The 24635-nt window shown below is 73.4% G+C and carries 22 protein-coding genes; 8 read left to right on the forward strand and 14 right to left on the reverse strand.

What is annotated here, in order from left to right:
* Positions 1–51 precede the first annotated feature (51 nt).
* Entirely contained in the window at positions 52–1719 is a 1668-nt protein-coding gene (locus GTY67_RS33605; RefSeq protein WP_093688086.1) for an ABC-F family ATP-binding cassette domain-containing protein, read from the forward strand.
* A gap of 34 nt (positions 1720–1753) precedes the next feature.
* Here GTY67_RS33605 and GTY67_RS33610 read toward each other — a convergent pair whose 3' ends face one another.
* The 5 genes from GTY67_RS33610 to GTY67_RS33630 all read right to left on the reverse strand — a co-directional run bounded on the left by GTY67_RS33610 (position 1754) and on the right by GTY67_RS33630 (position 5821).
* Positions 1754–1978, reverse strand: a complete 225-nt coding sequence (locus GTY67_RS33610) for a hypothetical protein (protein WP_018512798.1) — start codon at positions 1976–1978, stop codon at positions 1754–1756.
* A gap of 116 nt (positions 1979–2094) precedes the next feature.
* Positions 2095–2727, reverse strand: a complete 633-nt coding sequence (locus GTY67_RS33615) for a hypothetical protein (RefSeq protein ID WP_161281540.1) — start codon at positions 2725–2727, stop codon at positions 2095–2097.
* A 6-nt stretch (positions 2728–2733) separates the two neighbouring features.
* Positions 2734–3354 carry an L-threonylcarbamoyladenylate synthase gene (locus tag GTY67_RS33620; protein ID WP_161281541.1) on the reverse strand — a complete coding sequence of 207 codons (621 nt, stop codon included), beginning with the start codon at positions 3352–3354 and terminating at the stop codon, positions 2734–2736.
* Between the two features lie 116 nt (positions 3355–3470).
* Positions 3471–4487, reverse strand: coding sequence for a hemolysin family protein (locus tag GTY67_RS33625; RefSeq protein WP_093688092.1), 1017 nt, complete (start codon positions 4485–4487; stop codon positions 3471–3473).
* The gene (locus GTY67_RS33630; RefSeq protein WP_093688094.1) at positions 4484–5821 is read right to left on the reverse strand and encodes a hemolysin family protein; all 1338 of its coding nucleotides are present in this window, start codon (positions 5819–5821) and stop codon (positions 4484–4486) included. The genes GTY67_RS33625 and GTY67_RS33630 overlap by 4 nt, the downstream gene beginning before the upstream one ends.
* Positions 5822–6064: 243 nt before the next feature.
* Between GTY67_RS33630 and GTY67_RS33635 the strand changes: the two genes are divergently transcribed.
* From GTY67_RS33635 to GTY67_RS33655, 5 genes are all read left to right on the forward strand, one after another.
* Entirely contained in the window at positions 6065–7063 is a 999-nt protein-coding gene (locus tag GTY67_RS33635; RefSeq protein ID WP_161281542.1) for a sporulation protein, read from the forward strand.
* A 173-nt stretch (positions 7064–7236) separates the two neighbouring features.
* Positions 7237–7671 (forward strand): hypothetical protein, encoded by a 435-nt coding sequence (locus GTY67_RS33640; RefSeq protein ID WP_093688098.1) that lies wholly within the window; start codon positions 7237–7239, stop codon positions 7669–7671.
* 107 nt (positions 7672–7778) lie between these two features.
* Complete coding sequence (locus GTY67_RS33645; RefSeq protein ID WP_161281543.1) at positions 7779–8984, forward strand: lycopene cyclase family protein; 1206 nt, start codon at positions 7779–7781, stop codon at positions 8982–8984.
* Positions 8981–9769: a methyltransferase domain-containing protein gene (locus GTY67_RS33650; protein ID WP_237502974.1), complete on the forward strand. Its 789-nt coding sequence runs from the start codon at positions 8981–8983 to the stop codon at positions 9767–9769. Before GTY67_RS33645 ends, GTY67_RS33650 begins: the two co-directional genes overlap by 4 nt.
* Positions 9696–11255, forward strand: coding sequence for an NAD(P)/FAD-dependent oxidoreductase (locus GTY67_RS33655; RefSeq protein WP_161281683.1), 1560 nt, complete (start codon positions 9696–9698; stop codon positions 11253–11255). The genes GTY67_RS33650 and GTY67_RS33655 overlap by 74 nt, the downstream gene beginning before the upstream one ends.
* Positions 11256–11284: 29 nt before the next feature.
* Here GTY67_RS33655 and GTY67_RS33660 read toward each other — a convergent pair whose 3' ends face one another.
* The 5 genes from GTY67_RS33660 to GTY67_RS33680 all read right to left on the reverse strand — a co-directional run bounded on the left by GTY67_RS33660 (position 11285) and on the right by GTY67_RS33680 (position 18330).
* Positions 11285–12307 carry a DUF5914 domain-containing protein gene (locus GTY67_RS33660; RefSeq protein WP_093688106.1) on the reverse strand — a complete coding sequence of 341 codons (1023 nt, stop codon included), beginning with the start codon at positions 12305–12307 and terminating at the stop codon, positions 11285–11287.
* Positions 12304–13326: a phytoene/squalene synthase family protein gene (locus GTY67_RS33665; RefSeq protein ID WP_093688108.1), complete on the reverse strand. Its 1023-nt coding sequence runs from the start codon at positions 13324–13326 to the stop codon at positions 12304–12306. Before GTY67_RS33665 ends, GTY67_RS33660 begins: the two co-directional genes overlap by 4 nt.
* Positions 13323–14828 carry a phytoene desaturase gene (locus GTY67_RS33670; protein WP_161281544.1) on the reverse strand — a complete coding sequence of 502 codons (1506 nt, stop codon included), beginning with the start codon at positions 14826–14828 and terminating at the stop codon, positions 13323–13325. The genes GTY67_RS33665 and GTY67_RS33670 overlap by 4 nt, the downstream gene beginning before the upstream one ends.
* The gene (locus GTY67_RS33675; protein ID WP_161281545.1) at positions 14825–16084 is read right to left on the reverse strand and encodes a polyprenyl synthetase family protein; all 1260 of its coding nucleotides are present in this window, start codon (positions 16082–16084) and stop codon (positions 14825–14827) included. The genes GTY67_RS33670 and GTY67_RS33675 overlap by 4 nt, the downstream gene beginning before the upstream one ends.
* A gap of 311 nt (positions 16085–16395) precedes the next feature.
* The gene (locus tag GTY67_RS33680; protein ID WP_161281546.1) at positions 16396–18330 is read right to left on the reverse strand and encodes an HtaA domain-containing protein; all 1935 of its coding nucleotides are present in this window, start codon (positions 18328–18330) and stop codon (positions 16396–16398) included.
* Between the two features lie 231 nt (positions 18331–18561).
* On the opposite strand from GTY67_RS33680, the gene GTY67_RS33685 reads away from it, so the two are divergent.
* Positions 18562–19233, forward strand: coding sequence for a HEAT repeat domain-containing protein (locus GTY67_RS33685; RefSeq protein WP_161281547.1), 672 nt, complete (start codon positions 18562–18564; stop codon positions 19231–19233).
* A gap of 3 nt (positions 19234–19236) precedes the next feature.
* Positions 19237–20253: a MerR family transcriptional regulator gene (locus GTY67_RS33690; RefSeq protein WP_161281548.1), complete on the forward strand. Its 1017-nt coding sequence runs from the start codon at positions 19237–19239 to the stop codon at positions 20251–20253.
* Positions 20254–20309: 56 nt separating this feature from the next.
* Here GTY67_RS33690 and GTY67_RS33695 read toward each other — a convergent pair whose 3' ends face one another.
* From GTY67_RS33695 to GTY67_RS33710, 4 genes are read right to left on the reverse strand one after another with little or no spacing between them, the layout of a single operon-like run.
* Complete coding sequence (locus GTY67_RS33695) at positions 20310–21221, reverse strand: class I SAM-dependent methyltransferase (RefSeq protein ID WP_161281549.1); 912 nt, start codon at positions 21219–21221, stop codon at positions 20310–20312.
* 27 nt (positions 21222–21248) lie between these two features.
* Positions 21249–22346 carry an NAD(P)-dependent alcohol dehydrogenase gene (locus tag GTY67_RS33700; protein WP_161281550.1) on the reverse strand — a complete coding sequence of 366 codons (1098 nt, stop codon included), beginning with the start codon at positions 22344–22346 and terminating at the stop codon, positions 21249–21251.
* Positions 22343–23722 carry an aldehyde dehydrogenase family protein gene (locus tag GTY67_RS33705; protein WP_343238807.1) on the reverse strand — a complete coding sequence of 460 codons (1380 nt, stop codon included), beginning with the start codon at positions 23720–23722 and terminating at the stop codon, positions 22343–22345. The genes GTY67_RS33700 and GTY67_RS33705 overlap by 4 nt, the downstream gene beginning before the upstream one ends.
* A gap of 8 nt (positions 23723–23730) precedes the next feature.
* On the reverse strand, positions 23731–24483 hold the full coding sequence (locus GTY67_RS33710) for a (5-formylfuran-3-yl)methyl phosphate synthase (RefSeq protein ID WP_093688126.1): 753 nt from the start codon (positions 24481–24483) through the stop codon (positions 23731–23733).
* Positions 24484–24635 lie beyond the last annotated feature (152 nt).

The raw sequence follows: 24635 nt of genomic DNA on the forward strand, positions 1-24635 counted from the left end.
TTCGCATACGAAGCCCCCCGTTCCTCCCGCTTCCGACTGCGAGAACCCACCATGAGCCATCCCACCGCGCCCAGCGCCTCCGTGGCCGTCTCCAACCTCACCTTCCGGTGGCCCGACGGCACCACCCTCTTCGACGGGCTCTCCCTCACCGTCCCCCGGGGCCGCACCGGCCTGGTCGGCGCCAACGGCACCGGCAAGTCGACCCTGCTGCGCCTGCTCGCCGGGCCCCTGCGCCCCTCGGAGGGGTCCGTCACCGTGGGCGGAAACCTCGCCCACCTCCCGCAGAACATCACCCTGGACACGGACCTGCGCGTCGACGGGGCCCTCGGCATCGCCGAGCGGCGGGCCGCCCTGCGCGCCATCGAGTCCGGCGACGTACGGGAGGAGCACTTCGAGACGGTCGGCGACGACTGGGACGTCGAGGAACGCGCCCTGGCCACCCTCGGCTCCCTCGGACTCGGCGCCGTCGGACTGGACCGCACGGTGGGCCAGCTGTCCGGCGGCGAGACCGTCCTGCTGCGGCTGGCGGCCCTGCTGCTGGAGCGCCCCGACGTCCTGCTCCTGGACGAGCCCACCAACAACCTCGACCTGTTCGCCCGCCGCAGGCTCTACGACGCCGTCGACTCCTGGCGTACCGGCATCCTCATCGTCGTCAGCCACGACCGGGAGCTGCTGGAACGGGTCGACCGCATCGCCGAACTGCGCTCGGGCTCGGTGAGCTGGTACGGCGGTGGCTGGTCCGCCTACCAGGAGGCCCTGGCCACCCAGCAGGAAGCGGCCGGCCGGATGCTGCGCTCCGCCGAGGCCGACGTACGGCGCCAGCAGCGCGAGCTGGAGGAGACCCGGATCAAGGTGGCCCGCCGCCAGCGTCACGACAAGAAGCTGGACGGCCAGCGCAAGGCCCCGCGCATCGTCGCAGGGGAGCGCAAGCGCTCGGCCCAGGAGTCCGGGGACCGGCTGCGCGGGCTGCACGAGGACCGCCTCGACGAGGCCCTCGAGCGCCGGGAGGAGGCGGCCGAAGCCGTCCGCCGCGACGCCGAGATCAAGGTGAGCCTGCCCCACACCGCCGTACCCGCGGGCCGCACCGTCCTGACCGTACGGGAGCTGGGCCTGCCCTACGGGCGGCTGCGCGAGGGCAGCCTCCAGGTCAAGGGCCCCGAACGCATCGCCCTGGTCGGCCGCAACGGGGCGGGCAAGACGACCCTGCTGCGCACGCTCACCGGGGAGCTCGCACCGACCTCCGGCGAGGCCACGGCCTCGGTGCCGCTGAAGTTCCTCCCGCAGCGCCTCGACGTCCTCGACGACACCCTGAGCGTCGCCGCGAACGTCGCCCGCACGGCCCCCGGCACCACCGACAACCAGATCAGGTCCCAGCTCGCCCGGTTCCTCTTCAAAGGCGCCCGGGCGGAGCAGCCTGCGGGCACCCTCTCGGGCGGCGAACGCTTCCGGGCCGCCCTCGCGGCGACGATGCTCGCCGCCCCCGCCCCGCAGCTGCTCCTGCTGGACGAGCCGACGAACAACCTCGACCTGGCCAGCGTGCGGCAGCTGACGAGCGCCCTGGAGTCCTACGAGGGCGCCCTCGTCATCGCCGGCCACGACCTGCCGTTCCTGGAGTCCGTGGGGATCACCCGCTGGATCCTGCTGGACGACGAGCTGCGGGAGACCGACGCGGAGGAGGTACGTGAGCTGTTCGGCAGCCCCGAGTCCGCCCCGGCGTGACCCGGGCGCGGTGCACCGGGCGTACGGGGCGTGGTCAGGCCGCCTCGTAGCGGTGGGCCCGTCCGCCCCGCCATTCCACCCAGACCGGGTTGTCGAGGATCCGGTCCGCCTCTTCGAGGCCGGCCTCGCTCAGGAACACGATGACGTCGTGGTCGCTGTGGGCCAGCCCGAGTATCTCGTCCCGGCCTTCGTAGTGCACGGTCACCCGGCGGCCGCCCGAGGGGGTCGGCCGGTGGATGACGATCGGGGGATTTGCCATGGCTCCACCCTGCGACGAGCCCCGCCCCCTCGCATCCCCGCCCCGGCCACTCCCTGGGTGTGACGGGGACGGGTCCGGAACGGCGGTCCCCCTTCCGGGAGGCGGAACGGGGACCCTCACCGCCCGGCGGGGCCGATTTCCACCGTTGTGGTGACGCGCACCAGCGACGGGGCGCGCGGGGCGGAGCCGAACCCGAAGGCGACCGGTGGATCGAGGGGAGTGAGCGGCCCCAGGTCCGCCCCGTCCAGCACGGCCTCGGCGGCCAGGACGGGCCGCAGGTCCCGCGCCCCGTACCACTCCCGCCGCCCAGGGCCCGCGCGCCCCAGAGTGCGTACGCCGGGCATCAGCAGCCGGGCCGGAACATCGCACAGCGCGGCCCAGAGCGGGCTGCGGACGAGCGGGGAGGGCACGGCGGAGAGCAGCCTGCCGAGTGCGGTCCGGCGTCCCGCGTGCAGCCGCAGGCGCAGCGGCCCCGCCTCGACGACCCAGACGTGCCCGGAGACCGATACGGAGCCGGTGACGGACACCGGGACCACCTCGGTCCGGTCGAAGCGGTAGGTGGCGGCGACGAAGTCCGCGATCTGCTGCGACGGCGCCAGCAGGACCCGCTCGCCGTCGGCGTACTCGACCATGACGTCGCTGAACGCCCCGAACGGCGAACGCGGCCAGTGCCCGACCACCAGCCGGACGCCCGAGGCGGTCCCCACCCCGGCGATCCAGCCGTCGAACCGCAACCGCTCGCCCGCCACGGCCGCCTACTCGAACCGCGACGGGTCGCCGGCGCCCCGCCGTACGATCTCCGGCTCTTCACCGGAGAAGTCGATCACCGTGGTCGGCTCGGTGCCGCAGTCGCCCGAGTCGATGACGGCGTCCACCTCGTGGTCCAGCCGCTCCTTGATCTCCCAGCCCTGCGTCAGCGGCTCCTCCTCGTCCGGCAGCAGCAGAGTGCTGGACAGCAGCGGCTCGCCCAGCTCGGCGACCAGCGCCTGGGTCACGACATGGTCGGGGATGCGGACGCCCACCGTCTTCTTCTTCGGGTGCAGCAGCTGGCGGGGCACCTCCTTCGTCGCCGGGAGGATGAAGGTGTAGCTGCCGGGCGTGGCCGCCTTCACCGCGCGGAACACGTCGTTGTCGACGCGGACGAACTGCGCCAGCTGCGCGAAGTCGTGGCACACCAGCGTGAAGTGGTGGCGGTCGTCGAGGTTGCGGATCGACCGGATCCGGGCGATGCCGTCGCGGTTGCCCAGCTGGCAGCCCAGCGCGTAACAGGAATCGGTCGGATACGCGACGAGCGCACCGGAACGGATGCTGTCGACCACCGTGCCGATGGTGCGCGGCTGGGGATTCTCGGGGTGCACGTCGAAATACTTGGCCATCCGCCGAGCTTACGTGCTCGGAAGCGGCCCGTCCGGACAGTGCGGAGGAGGCGGCCCGGTACACCGGGCCGCCTCCCTTTACCGCTTCCGTACGGTCAGATACTGCCTTCGTAAGGTCAGACCGTTGCGGGGCCGACCAGCTCTTCCAGGACGTCTTCCATCGTCACGAAGCCGATGACCGTCCCCTTGTCACCGGCGACGGCGGCGAGGTGCGTACCGGCGGCGCGCATCGCCGTCAGGGTGTCGTCCAGCGGGGTGTCGATCTCGACCCGGATCACCGGATGGATCGCGCTCGCGGGCAGCGGCTTGGTGCGCTCCGCGACCCCGAGGGCGTCCTTGATGTGCAGATAGCCCAGCACCCCGTCGTCCGGCCCGGTCACCGGCAGCCGGGAGAAGCCCGAGGCGACCGCGGCCCGCTCCAGCTGCTGCGGGGTGATGCCGAGGTCGACGGTGACGGTCCGGTTCAGCGGGACCATCACCTCGCCGACCGGCCGGGTGCCCAGCTCCAGGGCGTCCTGGAGCCGCTCGCCGTCGGCAGGGGCGAGGAGACCGGCTTCGCTGGAGTCCTTCACCAGCCGGACCAGCTCGTCGTCGGTGAAGACCGAGGAGACCTCGTCCTTCACATCGACCTTGAGCAGCCGCAGCAGCATGTTGGCGAACGCGTTGATACCGAAGATGACCGGGCGCAGCGCCCGGGTCAGCCACACCAGGGACGGGCCCAGCGCCAGGGCCGTGGCGACGGGCGCGGCGAGCGCGATGTTCTTCGGGATCATCTCCCCGATGAGCATGTGGAGATAGGTCGCCAGGGTCAGCGCGATCACGAACGCGATCGGGTGGACCAGGGGGGCCGGTACGCCGATCGCGTCGAACGGCGGCTCCAGCAGATGAGCGATGGCCGGTTCGGCGACGGCGCCCAGCACCAGCGAGGAGATCGTGATGCCGAGCTGGGCCGTGGCCATGGCGGCCGACAGGTGTTCGATGCCCCACAGGGTGCTCTTGGCCCGCCGGCTGCCGCGCAGGGCCTCCGGTTCGATCTGGCTGCGGCGCACGGAGATCAGCGCGAACTCCGCGCCGACGAAGAACGCGTTCGTGAGGAGGGTGAGCGCGCCGATCAGAAGCTGGACGGTGGTCATCGGGCGTCCTCCTCCACGAGGGTCAGGGCCGGGGCGGGCGCGGTGATCCGCACCCGGTCGGCCCGGTGGTGTTCGATGTCGAGGACGTCGAACTGCCAGCCGTCGACCTCCACCCGGTCCGTGCGGACGGGGATGCGGGCGAGCTGGTTGGCGAGCAGCCCGGCGAGTGTCTCGTACGGGCCTTCCGGCGCGCGGAAGCCGATCCGGTCGAGTTGGTCCAGCCGGATGCTGCCCTCGGCCTCCCAGACCGCACGGCCGTCGCCGAGCGGCTCGGCCGGTGCCAGGTCGGGCCGCTCGTGCGGGTCGTGCTCGTCGCGGACCTCTCCGACGACCTCCTCGACGATGTCCTCCACGGTGGCGACCCCCGCCGTACCGCCGTACTCGTCGATGACGACCGCCATGGTCCGGTGGCGGCGCATCTGCGCCAGCAGCCGGTCCACGGGCAGTGAGTCCGGTACGAGGAGGGGCTCGGTGGCCAGAACGGTGACCGGGGTCCGGGCGCGCTCGGACTCGTCCAGGGCCAGCACGTCGCGGATGTGGACCGTACCGATGACGTGGTCCAGGCTGTCGCGGTAGACCGGGAAGCGGGACAGGCCGGTGGCCAGCGTGAGGTTGGCGGCGTCGGCCGCGGTGGCGTGGGCCTCCAGGGCCCGGACGTCCACCCGGGGCGTCATCACGTTCTCGGCGGACAGCTCCGCCAGGTGCAGGGTGCGGACGAACAGCTCCGCCGAGTCCTGCTCGATGGCGCCCTGGCGGGCCGAGTGCTGGGCGAGGGCGATGAGCTCCTGCGGGGTACGGGCCGAGGCCAGCTCCTCGGCCGGCTCCAGGCCGAACCGGCGCACGGCACGGTTGGCGGTGTTGTTGAGGTGCCGGATCAGCGGGGCGAAGCAGGCCGTGAACGCGCGCTGCGGGCCGGAGACGACCTTGGCGACGGCGAGCGGGCTGGAGATCGCCCAGTTCTTCGGGACGAGCTCACCGACGACCATGAGGACGACGGTGGACAGCGCCACACCGAGCAGGGTCGCGACCGTGGACACGGCGCCCGACGGTAGGCCGGCGGACTCCAGCGGGGAGCGCAGGAGCACGGCCAGGGACGGCTCGGCCAGCATGCCGATGACCAGGGAGGTCACGGTGATGCCCAGCTGAGCGCCGGACAGCTGGAACGTGAGCCGCTTGGCGGCCTTGAGCGCGCTTTCGGCCCCGCGTTCACCGGCCTGCGCGGCGCGTTCGAGCTCACCGCGCTCGATGGTGGTCAGCGAGAACTCGGCCGCGACGAACACCGCGCACGCCAGAGTCAGCCCGAGGGCGAGAAGGAGCAGGAGTACTTCGCTCACCGTGTCACCTCCGTCCCCTGGTGTGCCGGGGCAGGGATGACACGGTTCGTACTGGGAGGCTCACCCATTGCGGTACCGCAGCTCCTTCTCTGTTCGGGTCGTCGGAATGACGTCGGGCGGATGGAAACCCGCCCTGTAGATAGTAAAGGGGGCGCAAAGCGATCGGGAGTGGTGCGCATCACAGGAGGGTGCGGCTGGGTAGAGAGGTGTTTTCACCCCACGAAGAAGGAGTGGACGCCGGACATGGTGTTCAAGAAGTTGCTCGGAGCCCTCGGGGTCGGCGGCCCCTCGGTCGACACCGTTCTGCAACCCGCCCCCGCCCTTCCGGGCGGACCCCTCTCCGGCGAGGTCCGCCTGCGCGGCGGCGGGCGGGGTGTGACGGTCGAACAGATCTCCCTCCTCCTGGTCGCCCGGGTCGAGGTGGAGGGAGCCGACGAGGAGCACGACTCCACGGTCGTCCTCGAACGGTTCACCGTCGGCGGCGGGTTCCGGCTCGCGGAGGACGCCGAGCACACCGTGCCGTTCACCGTCACCCTGCCCTGGGAGACCCCGGTCACAGAGCTCCACGGCCAGCCGCTGGGCCCCGTGCTCGGGATCCGTACGGAGCTGGAGGTGGCCGGAGCGCGGGGCAAGGGCGACCTGGACCCGCTCGCGGTGGCGCCGCTGCCCGCCCAGGAGGCGGTCCTGGAAGCGTTCGGGCAGCTCGGATACGGCTTCAAGTCGGCCGATCTGGAGCTCGGCCACATCCGGGGGACCGGCCAGCAGCTGCCCTGCTACCAGGAGATCGAGATCGTGCCGCCCGCCGACCGGGCCCACGCGGTGAACGAGATCGAGGTGACGTTCCTCGCCGCGCCGGGCGGCCTGGAGGTCGTGATCGAGGTGGACAAGCGCGCCGGGCTCCTCACCGAAGGCCACGACACGGTGCACCGCTTCACCACCTCGCACCACGCGGTGCCTCAGGCCGACCGCAACGCCGAGGTCGACGCCTGGCTCCAGCAGGTGATCGGCGCGCAGACGGCCTACGCCACGCCGTACCCGTACGCACAGGGCGGCAGCCACCACGACGACCACCACCACGCGCACCACCGCTCGGGCCCCGGGACCGGGGCGGTGGTGGCGGGAGTCGCGGCCGGTGCCGCCGTCGGTGTCGTCGGCGGAATGGTCGCCGCCGAGGTGATCGACGAGATCGGCGACGCCTTCGAGGGCGACGACGACGGCGGGGAGGGCGGCGAGGAGGAGTAACCCCCGGGGCGGCCCCGTGCGGATCTGCCCCTCGGGGCGCGGCTCCGCGCGGGGCGGCATCCGAGTGGCGGAAAACCCTTGCTCCGGGTGGCGCCCCCCGCAGGTGTGCCGGGCGCCTGACGAGGAAGGTGGAGGGGGTGAACCGCCGCCCGGACGTGTCGACGAGGAGATCCATGAACGCAGAGACCCGGCCTCCCGACCGGGCGCACCAGCGCCCGAAAGGCGTCACCGACACGACCGTCGAGGCGCTCGGCGCCCTGTCGAAGGCGCTGGAGACTACCGAACGGGCCCGGGGCGCCCTCTACACCTTCCACCAGCTCACCGGCAGCGCCGACCTCACCCTCGACGACGCCGTACGGCTGCTCCGCGAGGCCGGGCACGGGGACCAGGCCGACCGGGTCCAGCGGGAGATCCTCGGGCGCAACGTCATCCCCGGCCACTGGACCTTCCAGATCGTCGAGGAGTACAACGCCACGTACTACGACGTGTTCCGGACGGTCGAGGAGGAGATCCGGGGCGAACTCGCCGAGGGCCGTGACCACTTGTACGAGGCCGAGATGAAGGAGGACCGGCGCACGCGAGGCCACCCGGACCACACCGCGACCTAGGGCCTGTCACGGCGCGTCGCACGCATCCGTCCGGCCCCTCGGTACGGAAGGATTCCGTACCGGTCCAGCCGGAAGGATCCGTACCCGTCCAACCGAGAGGGGGAGCCGTGCCTGACGCCGACGTCGTCATCGTGGGCGCCGGAGCGGCCGGGCTGAGCCTGGCGTACCACCTGTGCCCGCCGGGCGGCGCCGTACCGCTGTCGGTCGTGCTCGTCGACGCCCCGCCGGGGCCCTTGAGGCCGCCGCCGCGCACGTGGTGCTACTGGGAGCCGCCGGGCGGAGCCTACGACTCCGCCCTCGCCGCTTCGTGGCCACGGCTGCGGGTGCGGGCGGCCGACGGGACCGCCACGGTGAGCGACCCGTTCCCCTTCCGCTACAAGATGCTGCGCTCGGACGCCTTCGAGGCAATGGTCGGCCGACGTCTGTCCCAGGCGCCGGCCTTCCGCCGGATCGAGGCCACGGTGACCGCCGTACGCGACGCACCGGACGGCGGCGCCGAAGTGCTCACCCGAGGCGGGCAGGTTCTCGTCCGTGGCCGCCGGGTCTTCGACTCGCGCCCGCCCGTCCGCCTGCCGCCCGCCCGCACCACCCTGCTCCAGCACTTCATGGGCTGGTTCGTCCGCACCGAGCGCCCCTCCTTCGACCCGACGACCGCCGACCTGATGGACTTCCGCACACCGCAGCCCGCACATGGACTCTCCTTCGGCTACGTGCTCCCCCTCGACCCGCACACCGCCTTGGTCGAGTACACCGAGTTCTCGCCCGCCCCGCTGGGCACCGAGCAGTACCTGCGCGCCCTGCGCCACTACACCCAAGAGGTCCTGAAACTAGGGGAGTTCCGGATCACGGCGCAGGAACGCGGCGTCATCCCCATGACCGACGGCCGCTTTCCGCCCCACGAGGGGCGGTCCGTGCACCGCATCGGCACCGCAGGCGGCGCGACCCGCCCCTCCACCGGCTACACCTTCGCGGCCGTGCAGCGGCAGAGCCGGGCCATCGCGGGCCGACTCCGCGCCGGACGCGAGCTGCGGATGCCCGCGCCGTACGGGGCCTGGCCCCGAGCCATGGACGCGGTCATGCTGCGGGCGCTGGACAGCGGCCGGGTCGACGGCGCCGACTTCTTCACCCGCCTCTTCCGCACCGTCCCCGGCGAACGGCTGCTCCGCTTCCTGGACGGCAGCTCCCACCTCCACGAGGACCTGCTGATCGGCCTGCGCACACCGGTCGTCCCGATGCTGCGGACCGTCGTCGAACTCCCCTTCAGAGCGAGAAACCAACCCCCACCGACCGGCCACGAAGAGAGCACCCCATGACCCTGTTGCGCGGCGACGCACTGTCCGCGGCCTTCGATCACGGCTCCGGCGCCTACGACCGGCTCGTCGCGGCCAGCCCCGGCTACCACGCCCATCTGCGCCGCTCCGCCCGCCGGTTGGGGCTGCCCGACGGCGGGCGCGGGCTCCGCGTGCTGGACCTGGGATGCGGTACGGGTGCCTCCACGGCCGCGCTCCTCGCCGCCGCACCGTACGCCCGGATCACCGGCGTCGACGCCTCCGCGGGCATGCTGGACCGAGCGGCCGCGAAGAGCTGGCCACCGGGCGTCGACTTCGTGCACGCCCCGGTGGAGGAGCTGGCGGACCGGCTGCGCCCCGGCTCCTTCGACGCGGTGTTCGCCGGGTACCTCTTCCGCAACCTCGCCGACCCCGACAAGACCCTCGACCTGGTACGCGGTCTGCTCGCCCCGGGCGGCCGCCTCGCGGTGCACGAGTACACGCTCGGCGGATCCCCCGTCCACCGTGCCGTGTGGAACACGGTCTGTGCCGCGATCATCCAGCCCGCCGGACGGCTCGCCGGGGACGCCGAGCTCTACCGCCATCTCCGGCGCAGCGTCGTCGAGTTCGACACCGCCCCCGCTTTCGCCGACCGGGTGCGGAGGGCCGGATTCACCGGCGTACGCATCCTCCCGCTGCCCGGCTGGCAGACCGGGATCACCCACACCTTCGTGGGCCGCGCGGGGAGGGGGCGTGATGTTTCCGCGCGACACCGGAACGGGGCAGCGGCGCGGCCGGGACCGCCGGGCGGCCGTGGTGCCCGCCCCTGACGGCCGCGCCCGCTTCACACCGCAGGACGCCCCCACTGCGGCGGTCGTCGGAGGCGGCATCGCCGGGATCGCGGCGGCCACCCTGCTGGCCGAGCGCGGCGTACGCGTCACCCTCCACGAGCGGGAACGCAGCCTGGGCGGACGGCTGGCGGGCTGGCCCACCGAACTCGCCGACGGCACGACCGTCACCATGAGCCGGGGCTTCCACGCCTTCTTCCGGCAGTACTACAACCTGCGCGGCCTGCTGCGCCGGGTCGACCCGGGCCTCGACTCGCTCACCCGGCTGCCCGACTACCCGCTGCGGCACAGCTCGGGCCTCCACGACAGCTTCGCCCGGGTGCCGCGCACCCCTCCCCTCAGCGCCCTGGGGTTCGTCGCGCTCAGCCCCACCTTCGGTCTGCGCGACCTGGTCCGGATGAACCCGCGCGCCGCCCTGCCACTGCTGGACGTCCGCGTCCCCGAGGTCTACGACCGCCTCGACTCCATCAGCGCCCATGACTTCCTCACCGGCATCCGCTTCCCCGAAGCCGCCCACCACCTGGCGTTCGAGGTGTTCTCCCGCAGCTTCTTCGCCGATCCGCGCGAACTGTCGGCGGCGGAGCTGGTGCTGATGTTCCACATCTACTTCCTCGGTTCCAGCGAGGGCCTGCTCTTCGACGTCCCCGACGAGCCGTTCCCCACCGCACTGTGGGACCCGCTCCACCGCTACCTGGAGGGCCACGGTGCCGACGTACGCACCGGGACCCCTGTCCGGCAGGTGCGGCCGCTGTCCGACGGCGGACTGGACGTCACCACCGACGAGCGCACCACGCGGTACGACGCCCTCGTCCTCGCCCTGGACAGCGGCGGCCTGCGCCACGTCGTCGGCGCCTCCCCGGAGCTGGGCGACGCCGAGTGGCGGGCCAGGATCGACGGGCTGCGCACCGCCCCGCCGTTCCTGGTCTCCCGGCTCTGGACCGACCGGCCGGTGGCGTACGACCGGCCGGGATTCCTGGGCACCAGCGGCTACGGGCCCCTGGACAACGTGAGCGTCCTGGAGCGCTGGGAGGGCGAGGCCGCCCGCTGGGCCCGGCGCACCAAGGGGTCGGTCGTCGAACTGCACGCGTACGCCGTCGCACCGGACGCGGACCGGGGCGCCCTACAGGCCGAGGTGCTGCGCCAACTCCACCGGATCTACCCGGAGACACGGAGCGCCCGCATCGTCGACGAGCGCCACGAGTGGCGGGCGGACTGCCCGATGTTCCCCGTGGGCGGCTACCGGGACCGGCCGGGCGTGCGCACCCCCGACCCGGCTGTCACGGTGGCCGGGGACATGGTCCGCACCGGGCTGCCGGTGGCGCTGATGGAACGCGCGGCCACCAGTGGATTCCTCGCCGCGAACGCCCTGTTGGAGCGGTGGGGCGTACGCGGGCAGACGCTCTGGACCGTTCCGCGCGCCGGGCGCTCGGCGGCCCTGCGGCGGCTCGCGGCGCTGGGGGCCGACTGAGGGAGGGGGCCTCGTGGCCCCTCAGCCCTTCAGCCCGGGAACCGCCCGCTGTCGCGCAGCTCCCAGCGCCTCTCCGCGTACGCCAGGTCGTCCCGCCACAACCGCCCGGCCGAGGCGCGCATCAGCGGGCGCAGCAGCGGCGCGGCCGCCCGGGCCACCGCGAACCCGCGCCGGTCCGACGCCGCGACCAGCGCCTCCGTCACGGCGGTGCGGGGCCGCCCCCGCTCGTCCGGGGCCAGGGGAGTGGCGTGGGTCTCCACGACGGACCCCGCGCCCTCGCCCTCGACGATGTGCATGACGACCGTACGGGGCTCGGGCGCCGTGAACCGGGCCCGCACCGGCACCACCAGCCGCCCGGCCACCTTGAAGGAGACGTCGACCATGAACCCGTCGTCGTCCGCCGGGGAGTGGGCCGGGGAGTCGGCGGGCGTTCCGGTCACCGTCAGATCCACGAAGGAGTACGGGTGGAACCACGCCCCGTGCCACGGATCGAGGCGGTTGGCCACCACGTCCTCCGGCTCGCAGCGGCCCACGCCGGAGTAGACCGCCTCCACGGCGTCCCGGACCCTCGGCCGGACCGGAACGTACGGCCGCTCCGAAGGCGTCTCGCCGCCCACCGCGTCGAGTCGCACCCAGAGCAGGACCCCGTCGTCGAAGGCCGGATAGGGCTCCCACCCCGCGAACGGCCCGCCGTCCAGGGCCAGTCCGTGCCAGTGGCAGACCAGCGTGCCGCAGCGGACGGGGCTGTCCCGCAGGGGCGCCCCCAGGTGCGGGCAGGCGCCCGGCCCGGTGCGGAGCCTCCCCTCGGCGTCCCGCCACGCGACCACCTCGGTGGAGCCGACCGTGACGCCGAGGGTCCGGCCGGGCGGCAGGTCGCGCGAGGCGCCGATGACGTACCAGTTGCCGGACGGCCGGCTCTGCGCCCGCTTGAGGGCGTCCGCGATCAGCCCCGGTTTCGCCTCCCGCCAGGTCGGCGCCTGCCGCTCCCACGGCACGGGCGCGCGCCGCAGCCGCAGCGGAATACGGCTGGGGCGTCCTGGCCCGGGGCTCATACCGCCTCCTCACGTACGGGGGCCACACGCGGCCGGGACGGCGGGGAGGCACAGGCTCCCGCGACCGGTGCCTTCTCCTCGCCGCGCCGGCGCACCGCGCGTACGGCGACCGCCCGTACCAGCCCGTCCAGCGCCACCACCGCCCGCCGTCGGCGCGGCACGACCGACCGGCGGTGCAGGACCGCGTACCCGTCGGCCTCGATCGCGTCCAGGATGCCGCTGTAGAGCACGAACGCCGTACGGATACAGGGCCGCGACACCGGCGCGAGCATCGCGATCCCGGGCAGGGCGTCCCGGTACACCGCCCGGTTGTGGGCGGCGGCGGCCCGCAGCACGTCGGTGATCCGCGCGTCCCGCACCCCTGTCCGCCTGCTCCACTCGAAGCGCTCCCGGTCGACCCCGTGCGCGGCCAGCAGCTCCGCCGGCAGATAGAGCCGGCCCCGGTCCAGGTCCTCGCCCACATCCCGCAGGAAGTTCGTCAGCTGGAAGGCGACACCGAGCGCGGCCGCGTGCGGAGCGGCCTCCTCGCGCGGCCCCACCGTGCCGAGCACCGGCAGCATCTGAAGGCCGATCACCGCGGCCGAACCGTGCATGTACCGGCCCAGATCCTCGTACGAGGCGTACCCGCCGACCGTCAGATCGCTGCGCATCGAGGCCAGGAAGTCGGTGAAGTGGACGCGGTCGATGCCGTACCTCCGTGCCGTGTCGGCGAGCGCCCGGATCACCGGCTCGGTCGCCCCTTCCCGCCGCAGCCCCGCCTCCAGCTGGGCCTCCAGCGCGAGCAGGGCACGGGCGCGCTCCCCGGGCGTGGCCGTGGAGTCGAGGTCGTCCACGATGTCGTCGGCCCAGCGGGCGAAGCCGTACAGGGCGTGGACGGCCGGGCGCCGGTCGACGGGGAGCAGCCGGGTGGCGAGGAAGTACGTCTTGCCGTGGCGGGCGTTGAGCTCCCGGCAGCGGGCGTACGCCGCACGGAGGGCGGGTTCACGGATGCCGGCGGCGTCGAGTTCACGGACGGTCATGCAGCGGTGCCTTTCCGGTCGGTGAGGGGGCCGGTGATCCTCTGAGCGGCCAGCTTCCCGGAGATCAGGACGGTCGGCACGCCGACGCCAGGCGTGGTGCCGCACCCCGCGAGGACGGCGTTGACCGTGCCCCGCACCAGGTTGCGCGGCCGGAACGGGCCGGTCTGCGGGAAGGTGTGGGCCACGGAGAACGGGGTGCCCGCCGCATGCCCCTGCTCGGTCCAGTCGACCGGCGTGACCAGCCCCTCCTCCTCGATCGCCGCACCCAGTCCGGGCATCTCCCGGCGCTCCAGCTCGGCCAGCAGCTCGTCCCGGTAGCGGGGCCCCAGCTCCCGCCACTCCCGTACACCCGGCCCGACCTCGGTGTTCGGGCAGGGAGCCAGCACATAGTGGAGGTGCTTGCCCGGCGGGGCGAGGGAAGGGTCGGTCGCGGTGGGCCGGGTGATGAGGAGCGACGGGTCCGACATCAGCTCGCCGGTGCGGGTGAGTTCACGGAAGGTGCCCTTCCAGGCCGCGCCGAACGAGATGGTGTGGTGCGCCAGATCCGGCCACGTGCGGTCCGTGCCCGCGTGCAGGATCACCGCGGACGGCGAGTGGCGCAGGCGGAGGGGCCGGTGGGGGGCGCGGCCGAGGAGCCGGTAGGTGACGGGCAGGTCGGGGGTGAGGACCACCGCGTCGCAGGGGATGCGCTCCTGGTCGGTGACGACGGCGGTGACGCGGTCACCCGAACGCTCCAGCCGGGTCACCGTCTGCCCGTAGCGGAACGCGGCGCCCGCCTCGGCGGCCGAGTCCGCCAGCGCACGCGGCAGCGCGTGCATGCCGCCCTCGGGGAAGTACACCCCGGCGATCGTGTCCATGTAGGCGATGACGGCGTACGCGGCGAGCGCCCGGGCCGGCGGGACACCGGCGTACAGCGCCTGGAACGAGAAGACCCTGCGCAGCCGTTCGTCCGAGACGAAGTGCCCGATCCGCGCGTCGAGTCGGCCGAAACCGCCGAGGGCGGCGAGGCGGGCCAGGTCGGGGTGGGCGAGCTGGAGCGGCGAGTCGAAGTTGGCGTCGATGAAACGGCGCATCTGCACCCGGTAGAGGCGCTCCAGCCACCTGCGCAGCCGCCGGTAGCCGACCGCCTGCCGGGCCCCGGCGAACTGCTCCACCGCCGCCTCCATCGCGGCCCCGTCGGTGTGCACGTCGAGTTGGCTCCCGTCGGCGAACCTGGCCCGGTAGGCGGGGTCCAGCCTGATCAGCTCCAGCCGGTCGGCCAGCCGGTCCCCGACCGCCGCGAAGGCCTCCTCCACCAGGTCCGGCATGGTGAGCACGGTGGGACCGGTGTCGATGCGGTAGCCGCCGGACTCCAGCAGCCCGGCCCGCCCGCCGGGCCCGGGGTCGCGCTCCACCACCGTCACCCGGCGGCCCGCGCCGAGGAGGTGGAGCGTCGCGGCCAGCCCCGCCAGACCGGCGCCTACCACCACCACATGGTCGACGGGTCCCTTGACCGTGATCACCGGATACGTCCTCCTTCGGCCGTGGTCAGGACCCGGGCCGCCACCCGGCTGTCGTGCCCGCGGGTGTCGTCGGGGGTGGCGGGGGAGTGCCCGGAGCGGCCCCCGGAGACGGTGTGCAGCAGACCGAGGAGCTGCCGTCCGCCGTGCGCGTCGACATCGACGGCCTCGCCCAGGCGGCGTACGGCGTGGTCGCGGAGGCGCTCGGCCTTCCGCTCCACATGGCCGCGCGCGCCGGTCGCCTCCAAGACGTTGCGTACGTCCGCGAGATCCTCCTCGGTGACATCGGCGTTGCCCACCGTGTGGCCGAGGACGGCCAGGGCCCCTTCGTCGCCCGCGGCCTCGGCCCGCTCCCGGGCGACGGCGAGGAGATAGGTCGGCTTTCCCTCGCGGATGTCGTCGCCGGACGGCTTCCCGGTCAGATCCGGGTCGCCGAAGACGCCGAGGAGGTCGTCCCGGAGCTGGAAGGCGATGCCCGCGCACCGGCCCGCCGAGCGCAGGGAGGTCGTGGTGCGCTCATCGGCATCGGCCAGGGCCGCCCCGATCGCCAGGGGCCGCTCCACGGAGTACAGGGCGCTCTTGAGGCAGGCGGTCCGCACGGCCCGCGCCGCCGAGGAGCCGCCGGTGGCCTGGCCGTGCAGGTCCAGGTACTGCCCGGCGACCATCTCGGTCCGCAGGGAGCGCCAGATCGACCGGATCCGGTGGCGTACGGGGGCGGGCAGCTCCGTCTCCGCGACGGTGTCGTCGGCCCAGACCAGCGCGAGGTCCCCGGCCAGCACGGCGGCCGAGGTGCCGAAGGCGGAGCCCCGTTCGGAGTCCGGGGAGAGACCCGCCCGGGTGGCGAGGCCGATGTGCACGGCGGGCTTGCCCCGGCGGAGCCGCGAGCGGTCCATCACATCGTCGTGGATCAGCGCGCAGGTCTGGATCAGCTCCAGCGCGACCCCCAGCCGCAGCGCGGCGGCGGTGGACCCGGCGTCCGCAGCGCCGCAGGCCCGCATCCCCCACCACAGGAGCCTCGGGCGCATCCGCTTGCCCCCGTCCAGCGTGAAGTCGGCGACCCGCCCGGCCAGGTCCCCGGCGAACGAGGCGTCGATCTCCGACGCCTGCGCGACCCGTTCCGCGAGGACCGCCCGTGCGGTACGCAGGACGGCGCCGACCACGTCCGCGTCGACGGCCGTGGCCGCCGTGGTGGAGGGGCCGGGGCCCGCCGGGAGCGGACAGGCGGCGAAGGAGTGCTCCACGGCCTGGATGCGGGCCATCTCACGTCCTTCCGCTCAGGGGGCGAACCATTCGTCACTCCTTCCGGACTCGTACCCCGTACGGATGCGGTTCGTCAGGACTGATCGGGTGGGCGGGCCGCACAGGGAGGGAGGCGGTGGTCAGAGACGATCACGACAGCGGCACGCTCCCGGCGCAGAAACACCCGGAGCGGCGTGCCGGGAACGGTGGGCCCGCCCGTTCGGCCTACGGGCGCGGGGGAGCGGGCGCACGGCCGGACGGCCGGTCACCTGCGGGCGAGTTGCCTGCGGTGACCGGCCGTCCGGGGAGGGTGTACGGGCCTGCCGGGGGGTCAGCGGACGTCGACGTAGTCGGTGGCGCTGGTGGAGCCCAGACGGGCGGAGGTGGCCTTGAACTCGGCCTTCCAGGTGCCGTCCTTCTTGGCGGTGAAGCCCTTGGTGAAGACGCCCTTGCTGTTCGTGCGCACGGTGGCCAGCTTGGTCCACTTCTTGGAGCCCTTGGCCTGGAACAGGATGTTCACGGACTGGCCGGAGGTGTTCTTCCAGGTGCCGTCCAGGCTGCGCAGGGTGCCCTTGGCCGTGATGGTGCGGCCCTTGCGGACCGGCTCCGGGGAGGCGTCGAAGCCGGAGACCGAGGTCCGCAGCTTGACGTCCACGTAGTCGGTGCCGCTGACGGCGGCGGCGCGGTCGGCGGTGCCCGCGTAACGGGCACGCCAGGTGCCGTCCGCCTTGGCGGTGACCGAGGTGGCGAGGGCGCCCTTGCTGTCGGTGGTGACGGTGGCGGCCTTGCTCCAGGTCTTGGCGCCCTTCGCCTGGAACTCGATGACGACGGACGCCTTGGCCAGCGGAGCCCAGGCGTTGCTCGTGGCGCCGGCGGTCTGGAGGGTGCCGCTCACCTTCAGCTTGCCGCCCTTGGCGACCGGCTCGGGGGAGGCGTTGAAGGAGATGATCCGGGCGGGCACGGCGGAGACGGTGAGCGTGGCGGCCGAGGTGGCGGTCTCGCCGGACGCGTTGACGAACACGGCGCGGTAGCGGTGCGTGTTGAGCGCGGCGCTCGCCTTCACCGTCAGGGTGGTGGTGGCGGCCCCGGCGACGGTGCTCCAGGTCTTGCCGCCGTCGGCGCTGCGCTCCCAGCGGACCGAGTCGTAGCCGGTCGCGTCGGCGGTGAAGACGGCGTCGGCGCCCGAGCGGGCGGTACGGGCGGCGGGCTGCCGCGTCACGACGGCGGCCGGGACGGCGTCGCCGAACCAGAGGGGCTGTGCGACGTCCTGGGCGCGCGAGGGCATCCAGGTCGCGTCGGTGCCGTCGTGCGAGTTGAAGGTGGTGACGAAGCAGGCGGTCGTACGGCAGTCGACGGTGGTGGTGCCGGAGGTGAACGTCTCGGTGAGCTTCGCCGTCACCGTGAAGGAGCCGTCGGCGCCGACCTGGCGGACCCAGGCGGCGTTGCCGTAGACGCTGGGGTACGTGGTGCCGTTCAGGGCGACGGACTGCGCGAGGTAGACACCGCGGCCGGGCTGGTAGCCCTTGCCCTCGACCGTGACCTGGGTCTCTGCGCCGAGCTTGGTGACCTGGCTGACGGTCAGGGTGGGGACGCTGGTGGTGCCGGCGACGGCGACGGGGTCCAGCGCGGAGCCGGGCTCGTACATGGGCCGGCCCTGGTAGGCGAAGATCTCCGCGCCCTTGGCGGTGAGGGCCGACGCGATCCCGGTCCAGTTGAGGGCGGCGCCGTTCAGTGCTCCGGCCGAGGCCTTCAGGGTGGCGAGCTCCACTCCGGCCGTGGCGACCGGGTCCTTGCCGGCCTCCAGGTCCGTGGTCACGTCCACGAAGAGCGAGCCCACGCCGTTCTTGAGGACGACCCGGGGGTTGGCGAGGGTGATGGCGGTGATGCCGTGGCTGGGCACCGCGTAGGTGACCGAGCCGCCGAAGCGGACATCGGCGTTGGCCTTGGCCGGGTCCACCGAACCGTGCTTGACGGGGTATCCGATCAGCCCGGCAGCGTCCTTGGTGGCGCCGCCGGCCACCGTCACCGTACCGCCGCTGCCCGTGACGTAGCCGAACCAGGACTTCTTGAAGCCCCAGGAGGACCCGCCGGACACCAGGATCGGGGCGGCCGCCGAGGTGGTCCCGGCCTGCTGGTCCTGCTGGGCCTGCGCGGCGGCGAGGGCCTTCGGTGCGGCCGAGGCGGGAACGGCGAGGACGCCGGTGCCCATGGACACGGCGGTCAGGGCGGCGAGAGCGGCGAGGCGGCCGCGGCGGGGCATGGACATGCGCTGCATGTCTCCTTCGGGGAGGGCAGGGCACAGCGGTTGGGGGCAGCCGTGCCTGGACGAATGACAAAGAAGTGGGGATACCGGCTTCTCGCGTGGGGACCCGAAGACGACAGTCGTCATATTAGGTGAGGCTTACCTAAATGTCACCGCCCGGGTGTTCGATACCCGTTCCCGCTTGACCTTGACACCGTGACAGGCTTTTCACTGCCAGCAGAGGAGGTGATCGCGATGACGGTCACAGGACAGGACACAGAGGCAGTACGGGCGCTCAGGGCGCTGGAGGACGACCGTTCGTCCGTGCGGCTGCGGGCCGCCCTGGCGATCGGGACGACACCCGACCCGGACAACGTGGACCCGCTCGTCGGGCGGTGTGCGATCGAGCCCGAGTTCTTCGTGCGGGACATGCTGACCTGGGCACTCACCCGCCACCCGGTCCGCCTGACACTCCCGGCCCTGCTCCGCGAACTCCACTCGGAGCGTGCGCAGGCACGGAGCCAGGCCCTGCACACGCTGTCCAAGATCGGGGACCGGCAGGCGTGGCCGGCGATCACCCGGTCCCTGCTGACCGACGCCGACGACGAGGTGGCCCGGAGCGCCTGGCGGGCCGCGGCCCTGCTCGTACCGGAGGGCGAGGAGGCCGCACTGGCCACCGTGCTGGTGACGCAGCTCGGGCGCGGTGGGCAGGAGACACAGCTGAGCCTGAGCCGGGCACTGGTCGCGCTGGGGGAGGCGATGGAGCCCGCCCTGCTCGCCGCGACGACGGCCGCCGACCCGCGCATCCGGGTGCACGCGCTCGCCACACAACGGCTCCGGCGCGACCCGGACGCCGGATTCACGTACGCGATCGAGGAGGCGAAGCGCGTCGTGGCCCTCGGCGGCGCCGGCCAGGAGGGACGATAGGGCGTGCTGATCGGTGAGGTGGCGCGGCGGTCCGGGGTCAGTGCCCGCATGCTCCGGCACTACGAGTCCCTCGGTCTGGTGCGCCCCTCGGGCCGTACGGGCTCCGGCTACCGGGAGTTCTCCGAGGAGGACATCCGGCGGATCTTCCACATCGAGAGCCTGCGCGCGCTGGGGCTGACGCTGCGCGAGGTCAAACGCGCTCTCGACGACCCGGGCTTCACGCCCTCGGCGCTCGTCGACGACCTCATCCGCCGGACGCGCGAACGCATCGCGGCGGAGACGGAGTTGCTGACGCGGCTGCGCCGGATCCATGCCGCGGAGCCCACCGGCTGGCGGGACGCCCTCCAGGTCGTCACGCTCCTCCAGGCGCTGGGGTCGCAGAGCGCCGGCGCGCGTCAGCGCGCGGCCCTCTCCTCGGCCTCTTCGGCCGACGAGGTTCCCGTGCCGGTGGAGGCCCTGGTCGAGGGAGTCCTCGCCGAGAGCGATCCCTACGTCGCCGGGGCCCTCCGCTGGGCGCTCGCACGGTCGGGCGAAGCCGCCCCGGCCCTGCTGGCGGAGGGGATCGGCTCACCGGTGGCCGAGGTGCGCGAGCGCGCCGTCCGGGCCCTCGCCGAGATGCCCGGCGATGAGGCCACCGGGCATCTGCGGGACGCCCTCGCGCACCCCGACGCCGTGCTCCGCGGGCAGGCGGCGCTGGCGCTGGGTGCACGGGGCGAGGCCGAAGCCGTCCCGACCCTCGTCGACATGGTCGTGGAGGGGAGGAACGACACCGACGCGGCCGACGCGCTGAGCGTGCTCGCGGCCGACACCCCGGCGGCGGACCGGATCGCGACCCTGCTCCTCGACCGCCTCGCCCACGACACCACCGAACCGCCCGCACGCGGCCGGCTGACCCAGGCGCTGGCCGGCATCCCGGGGACGGTGGCCTCACGCGCCCTCGCGGAGCTGTCGCACGACGCGGACCGCGCCGTCGCACTCACCGCCACCTACCTGCTCCGACTCCGCGACGCACAAAGGTGACTGACCTCCCCGGGGCCCTGCCTATGCCCCGGAGACGCGGCGTACACAGTCCGTCTCTACGTCCGCCCCGGCTTGTCCGCGAACACCCACCGGTTGCCCGCCAGTGCGTCGTTCGGCTCCGGCAGCGGTCCGCGCCCGTGCCGACGGGTGAAGTCGAAGGGGGTGTGGACGGCGGTGGACCAGCCCTTGTCCGCCAGATCACCGGCGGAGTCGGGCCGCGGCTCCCTGGCGAACAAGTCCAGCAGGTCGATGCCGAGTTGGCGGTGTGTCGACGTGTAGAGGGGGCTGTCGCGGTACTCCATGAGGTCCTTGTCGAGTTTGACCTCGAACGCCAGCGCACTTCCCTCTGTGCTCAGCCGGTCCACCGTATCGATCAGATACGTCTCGGCGGCGGGCGGCAGATAGAACAGCAGCCCCTCGACCAGCCAGACGCTCGGCGCGGCCGGGTCGAAGCCCGCGCCGGGCAGGGCACCGGCCCAGTCGTCGCACAGATCCATCGGGACCGGTACGCGGGCCGCCTTCGGGGCGGCCGAAAGACCGCCCAGCACCTGGTGCTTGAACGCCAGCACCTGCTCCCGGTCGATCTCGAAGATCACACAGCCGGGCGGCCAGTCGAGCCGGAACGCCCGCGAATCCAGCCCCGCCCCGAGAAGCACCACCTGCCGGGCGCCCCCCGCGTGCACCGACTGGAGCAGGAAGTCGTCCAGGACCCGCGTCCGCAGCCCGAAGTACCGCGCGAACCGCCCCCACAGCGGGTTCGTCTCCCCGTCCGGCACCTCCCGGGGGTGGACCGGCCAGCCCTCGGACGCCGGTGCGGCACGCACGAAGTGCTCCGCGTAGACGTCCTGCGCCAGGCTGTCGGGGCGGTGGGTCTCGATGGCCCGCGCCGCGGCGACCAGAAGGGCGGTCACACCGACCCCTCCTGCCACACCCTCCACACCGGTGTTCCGGTGCGCTGTATCGACCATGTGCACTCCTCTTGGTGCGAGTAGAGATCACGCTTGATGCGGAATGAGGACCGGTTTGACCACGAGGCCCGCCTCGCAGTCGCGTTCGGCCTCGTTGATGTCGTCGAGCGGATACGTACGGATCAGCTGGTCGAAGGGGAACCGGCCGGCCTGCCAGAGCGCGGTCAGCCGGGGGATCAGCAGTCCCGGCACCGCGTCCCCCTCGCAGATGTGGGAGATCCTCCGGCCCCGGTCCAAGGTCCCCGGTTCGAGCGGCAGCACGGTGTGCAGCCGTGCCACCAGGCCGAGGTGGCCCCTCGGGCACAGGGCCCGCAGCGCGTCGTTGATCAGCCGCGGGGAAGCCGTGGTGTCCAGCGCGTACTGCGCGCCGCCGTCCGTCAGCCGCCGGATGTGGCCCGGCAGGTCGGCGGAGTCCGCGCGCACCGGGACCGCGTCCAGCTTCTCGGCGAGGGCGAGCCGTTCGGGGTGCCGGTCGACCGCCACCGCCACCGCCCCGGAAGCGGTCGCCGCCATCACCGCGGCCAGGCCCACCGCTCCCGCGCCGAGGACCACGACGGTGTCGCCGGGGCCCGCGCCGAAGGAGTTGAGGACCGCTCCGGCCCCGGTGAGGAAGCCGCAGCCGAGCGGCCCGAGCAGGGCCAGGGGGAGCGAGGGATCGACCCGTACGGCGTTGCGGGCCGGGACCATCGCGTACGCGGCGAAGGAGGACTGGCCGAACCACCGGGGGGCCAGAGCGCCCCCGGCCGCGTCGGTGAACCGGGAGGCGTTCTCCGGGCGCCCGCCGAAGAGGTTGAGCGCGGCGAACCGGTCGCAGTAGGCGGGGGCCGCGCCCAGGCAGCTCCGGCAGTGCCCGCAGGAGTCGAAGCTCAGCACGACATGGTCACCGGCAACGAGGCCGGTGGCCGGGCCGCCCGTCTCCACCACCACCCCGGACCCCTCATGGCCGAGCACCGCAGGCAGCGGTGAGCGGCCCGCCGAACGCCGGACGGCCAGATCGGTCCGGCACATCCCGCACCCCGCGATCCGGACCAGGGTCTCCCCCTCGGCCGGCCCGGAGTTCAGGATCACCTCCTCGACGGCGAACGGGTCCTCGTACGAGCGCAGTACCGCCGCGGCGAACCTCATGGGCACACCTCCTGAGGACGGTGTACGACGAAGGGCCGGAGGTTCCCGTAGAGCCCCCACGGGCCGCCCGCGACGCCGACACCGCTCTCCTTGATGCCCGCGAACGGCTGGGCGAGGGACAGTTCGGCGTGGTGGTTGATCCACGCCGTCCCGCACTCCAGCCGCTCGGCCACCGCCCCGGCCCGGTCCAGGTCGGTCCCCCACACCGAACCGCCCAGCCCGAAACGGGTGGAGTTGGCCGCCGCTACGGCCTCGTCGAGACTCCCGTACGACAGCACCGGCAGCACCGGACCGAACTGCTCCTCCGTCACCACCCCGCTGTCGGGCGGCACATCGGCCAGGACGGTCGGGGCGTGGAAGTAGCCCGGCCGGTCCAGCCGGTGGCCGCCCGCCACGGCCTGGGCGCCGTCCGCCAGCGCCCGGGCCGTGCAGCGCTCCACCCGGTCCAGCTGGGCCGCGTTGTTGAGCGGCCCCAGCTCCGTACCCGGGTCGAGACCGGCCCCGACGACCACGGTCCTCGCGCGTGCCGCCAGCGCCTCGACCACCTGGGAGTGCAGCCGGGCCGGGGCGTACACGCGCTTGACCGCCATGCACACCTGCCCGCAGTTGCGGAACGCCGCCCAGAACAGCCGGTCCGCGATCCGCTCCACATCCACGTCGTCCAGCAGGACGGCCGCGTCGTTCCCGCCCAGCTCCAGGGTGACCCGGGCGAGGCCGGGCGCCGCGGCCGAGGCGACGGCCCGCCCCGTGGGCACCGAACCGGTGAACGTCACATGGCGGATCCCCGGGTGCGACACCAGGCGCGCACCCAGGGGCTCGCGGCCGGTGACCATCGTCAGCACACCCTCGGGGAGGGTGGCTGAGAGGACGGAACCCAGCAGCCGGGTGGCGAGCGGGGTGAAGGGGGAGGGCTTGAGCACCACCGTGTTGCCCGCCGCCAGCGCGGGCGCGAACTTCGCCGAGGCGAGCTGGAGCGGAAAGTTCCACGGGACGACTGCGGCGACCGGACCGAGCGACCGCCAGCGGATCTCGCTGTGCACCGGCCGTCCGTCCTCGATCGTCCGCACCTCGGGGGCCATCCCGGCGAAGTGGCGCAGGCGGGCCGCCGTTCGGGCCACCTCCGCGTACGACTCGGCCAGCGGCTTGCCCTGTTCCCGGGTCAGCAGCGGCGCGAGGTCCGCCCCGGCCGCCTCCACCGCGTCCGCCGACGCCAGCAGGGCGGCGGCCCGGGCGGCGGGATCGGACCGCCAGCTCAGCCAGGCCTCATGAGCCCGGCCGACCACACCGTCCAGCTCCTCCGGCCGCTGCTCGGGCGCCTCGTCGAAGGCCTCGCCCGTCGCCGGATCGAGAACGGCGAAGCGCTCACGGGCGCCCACGCCGGCGGTCAGAGGGCGGCCACGGTGGCCGCGTGCTCCTGGGCGTGTCGCTCCATCTCCGCCCGGAAGGCGGCCACCAGCCGGGGCTGGATCCTCCCGGCGTTCCGGTCGCCCCCCTCGCAGACCGCGCCGCGCACACCCACGATGTCCGTCCCGATGCGGGTCAGCGTCGCGAGGTCCTCGGCCTTCACGCTGCCCGCCAGGGCGGCGAGCAGATCGGCCTCATGGGCGAGCCGGACGAACTCCGCGCACGCCGTCGGCGACACATGGTCGAACAGCCGCGTCCCGTCCTTGATCGCGGTGTCCAGCATCGCCGCGTCGGAACCCGAGCGACGGGCGATGTCCGGCAGCGCGAGCGGGTTGACGCAGCCGATCCGGTGGGCGTCGGCATAGCCCGAGGCCACGACGAACGCGTCCGGCCGATAGTCCTTCACGGCCCGCACGACCCCGCTCATCACCTCGATGGCCTGGTCGGGCGTCGTGCACCCGTACAGGCCGACCTTGATGTACGTGGCACCCGAGACGGCCGCACCGAGCGCCGCCTGCGCCACCGTGCCGGGCTTGAACGGCACGTCCCCCACGGTCGCGGAGACCGGCTTGTCCGCCGGGACCGCACCGCGGATCTCCCTGATGACCCACGGGTAGTTCGCGCCGAGCGAGCCCTCGTCGGGCTTCTTGACGTCGACGATGTCGAGGTGTTCCGCCGCCTTCGCGCATTCGAGGGCCTCTTCGACACCGTCGGGGGAGATGAGAAGCAGCAACGTGGATTCCTTCCACCGCAGGTCCACCCGCCGGAGGACGGGTGCGCGGATTCGCCGGGATCTTGTGCGGTCGGCTCATCCTCGCCGCGGCCCGGGGCCCCCGGCAGGGCGCGAGGGTGGCGAACGGGGCACTGCCGCGATGTGCTCACGCC

The organism is Streptomyces sp. SID8374 (assembly GCF_009865135.1).
Taxonomy (GTDB): Bacteria; Actinomycetota; Actinomycetes; order Streptomycetales; family Streptomycetaceae; genus Streptomyces.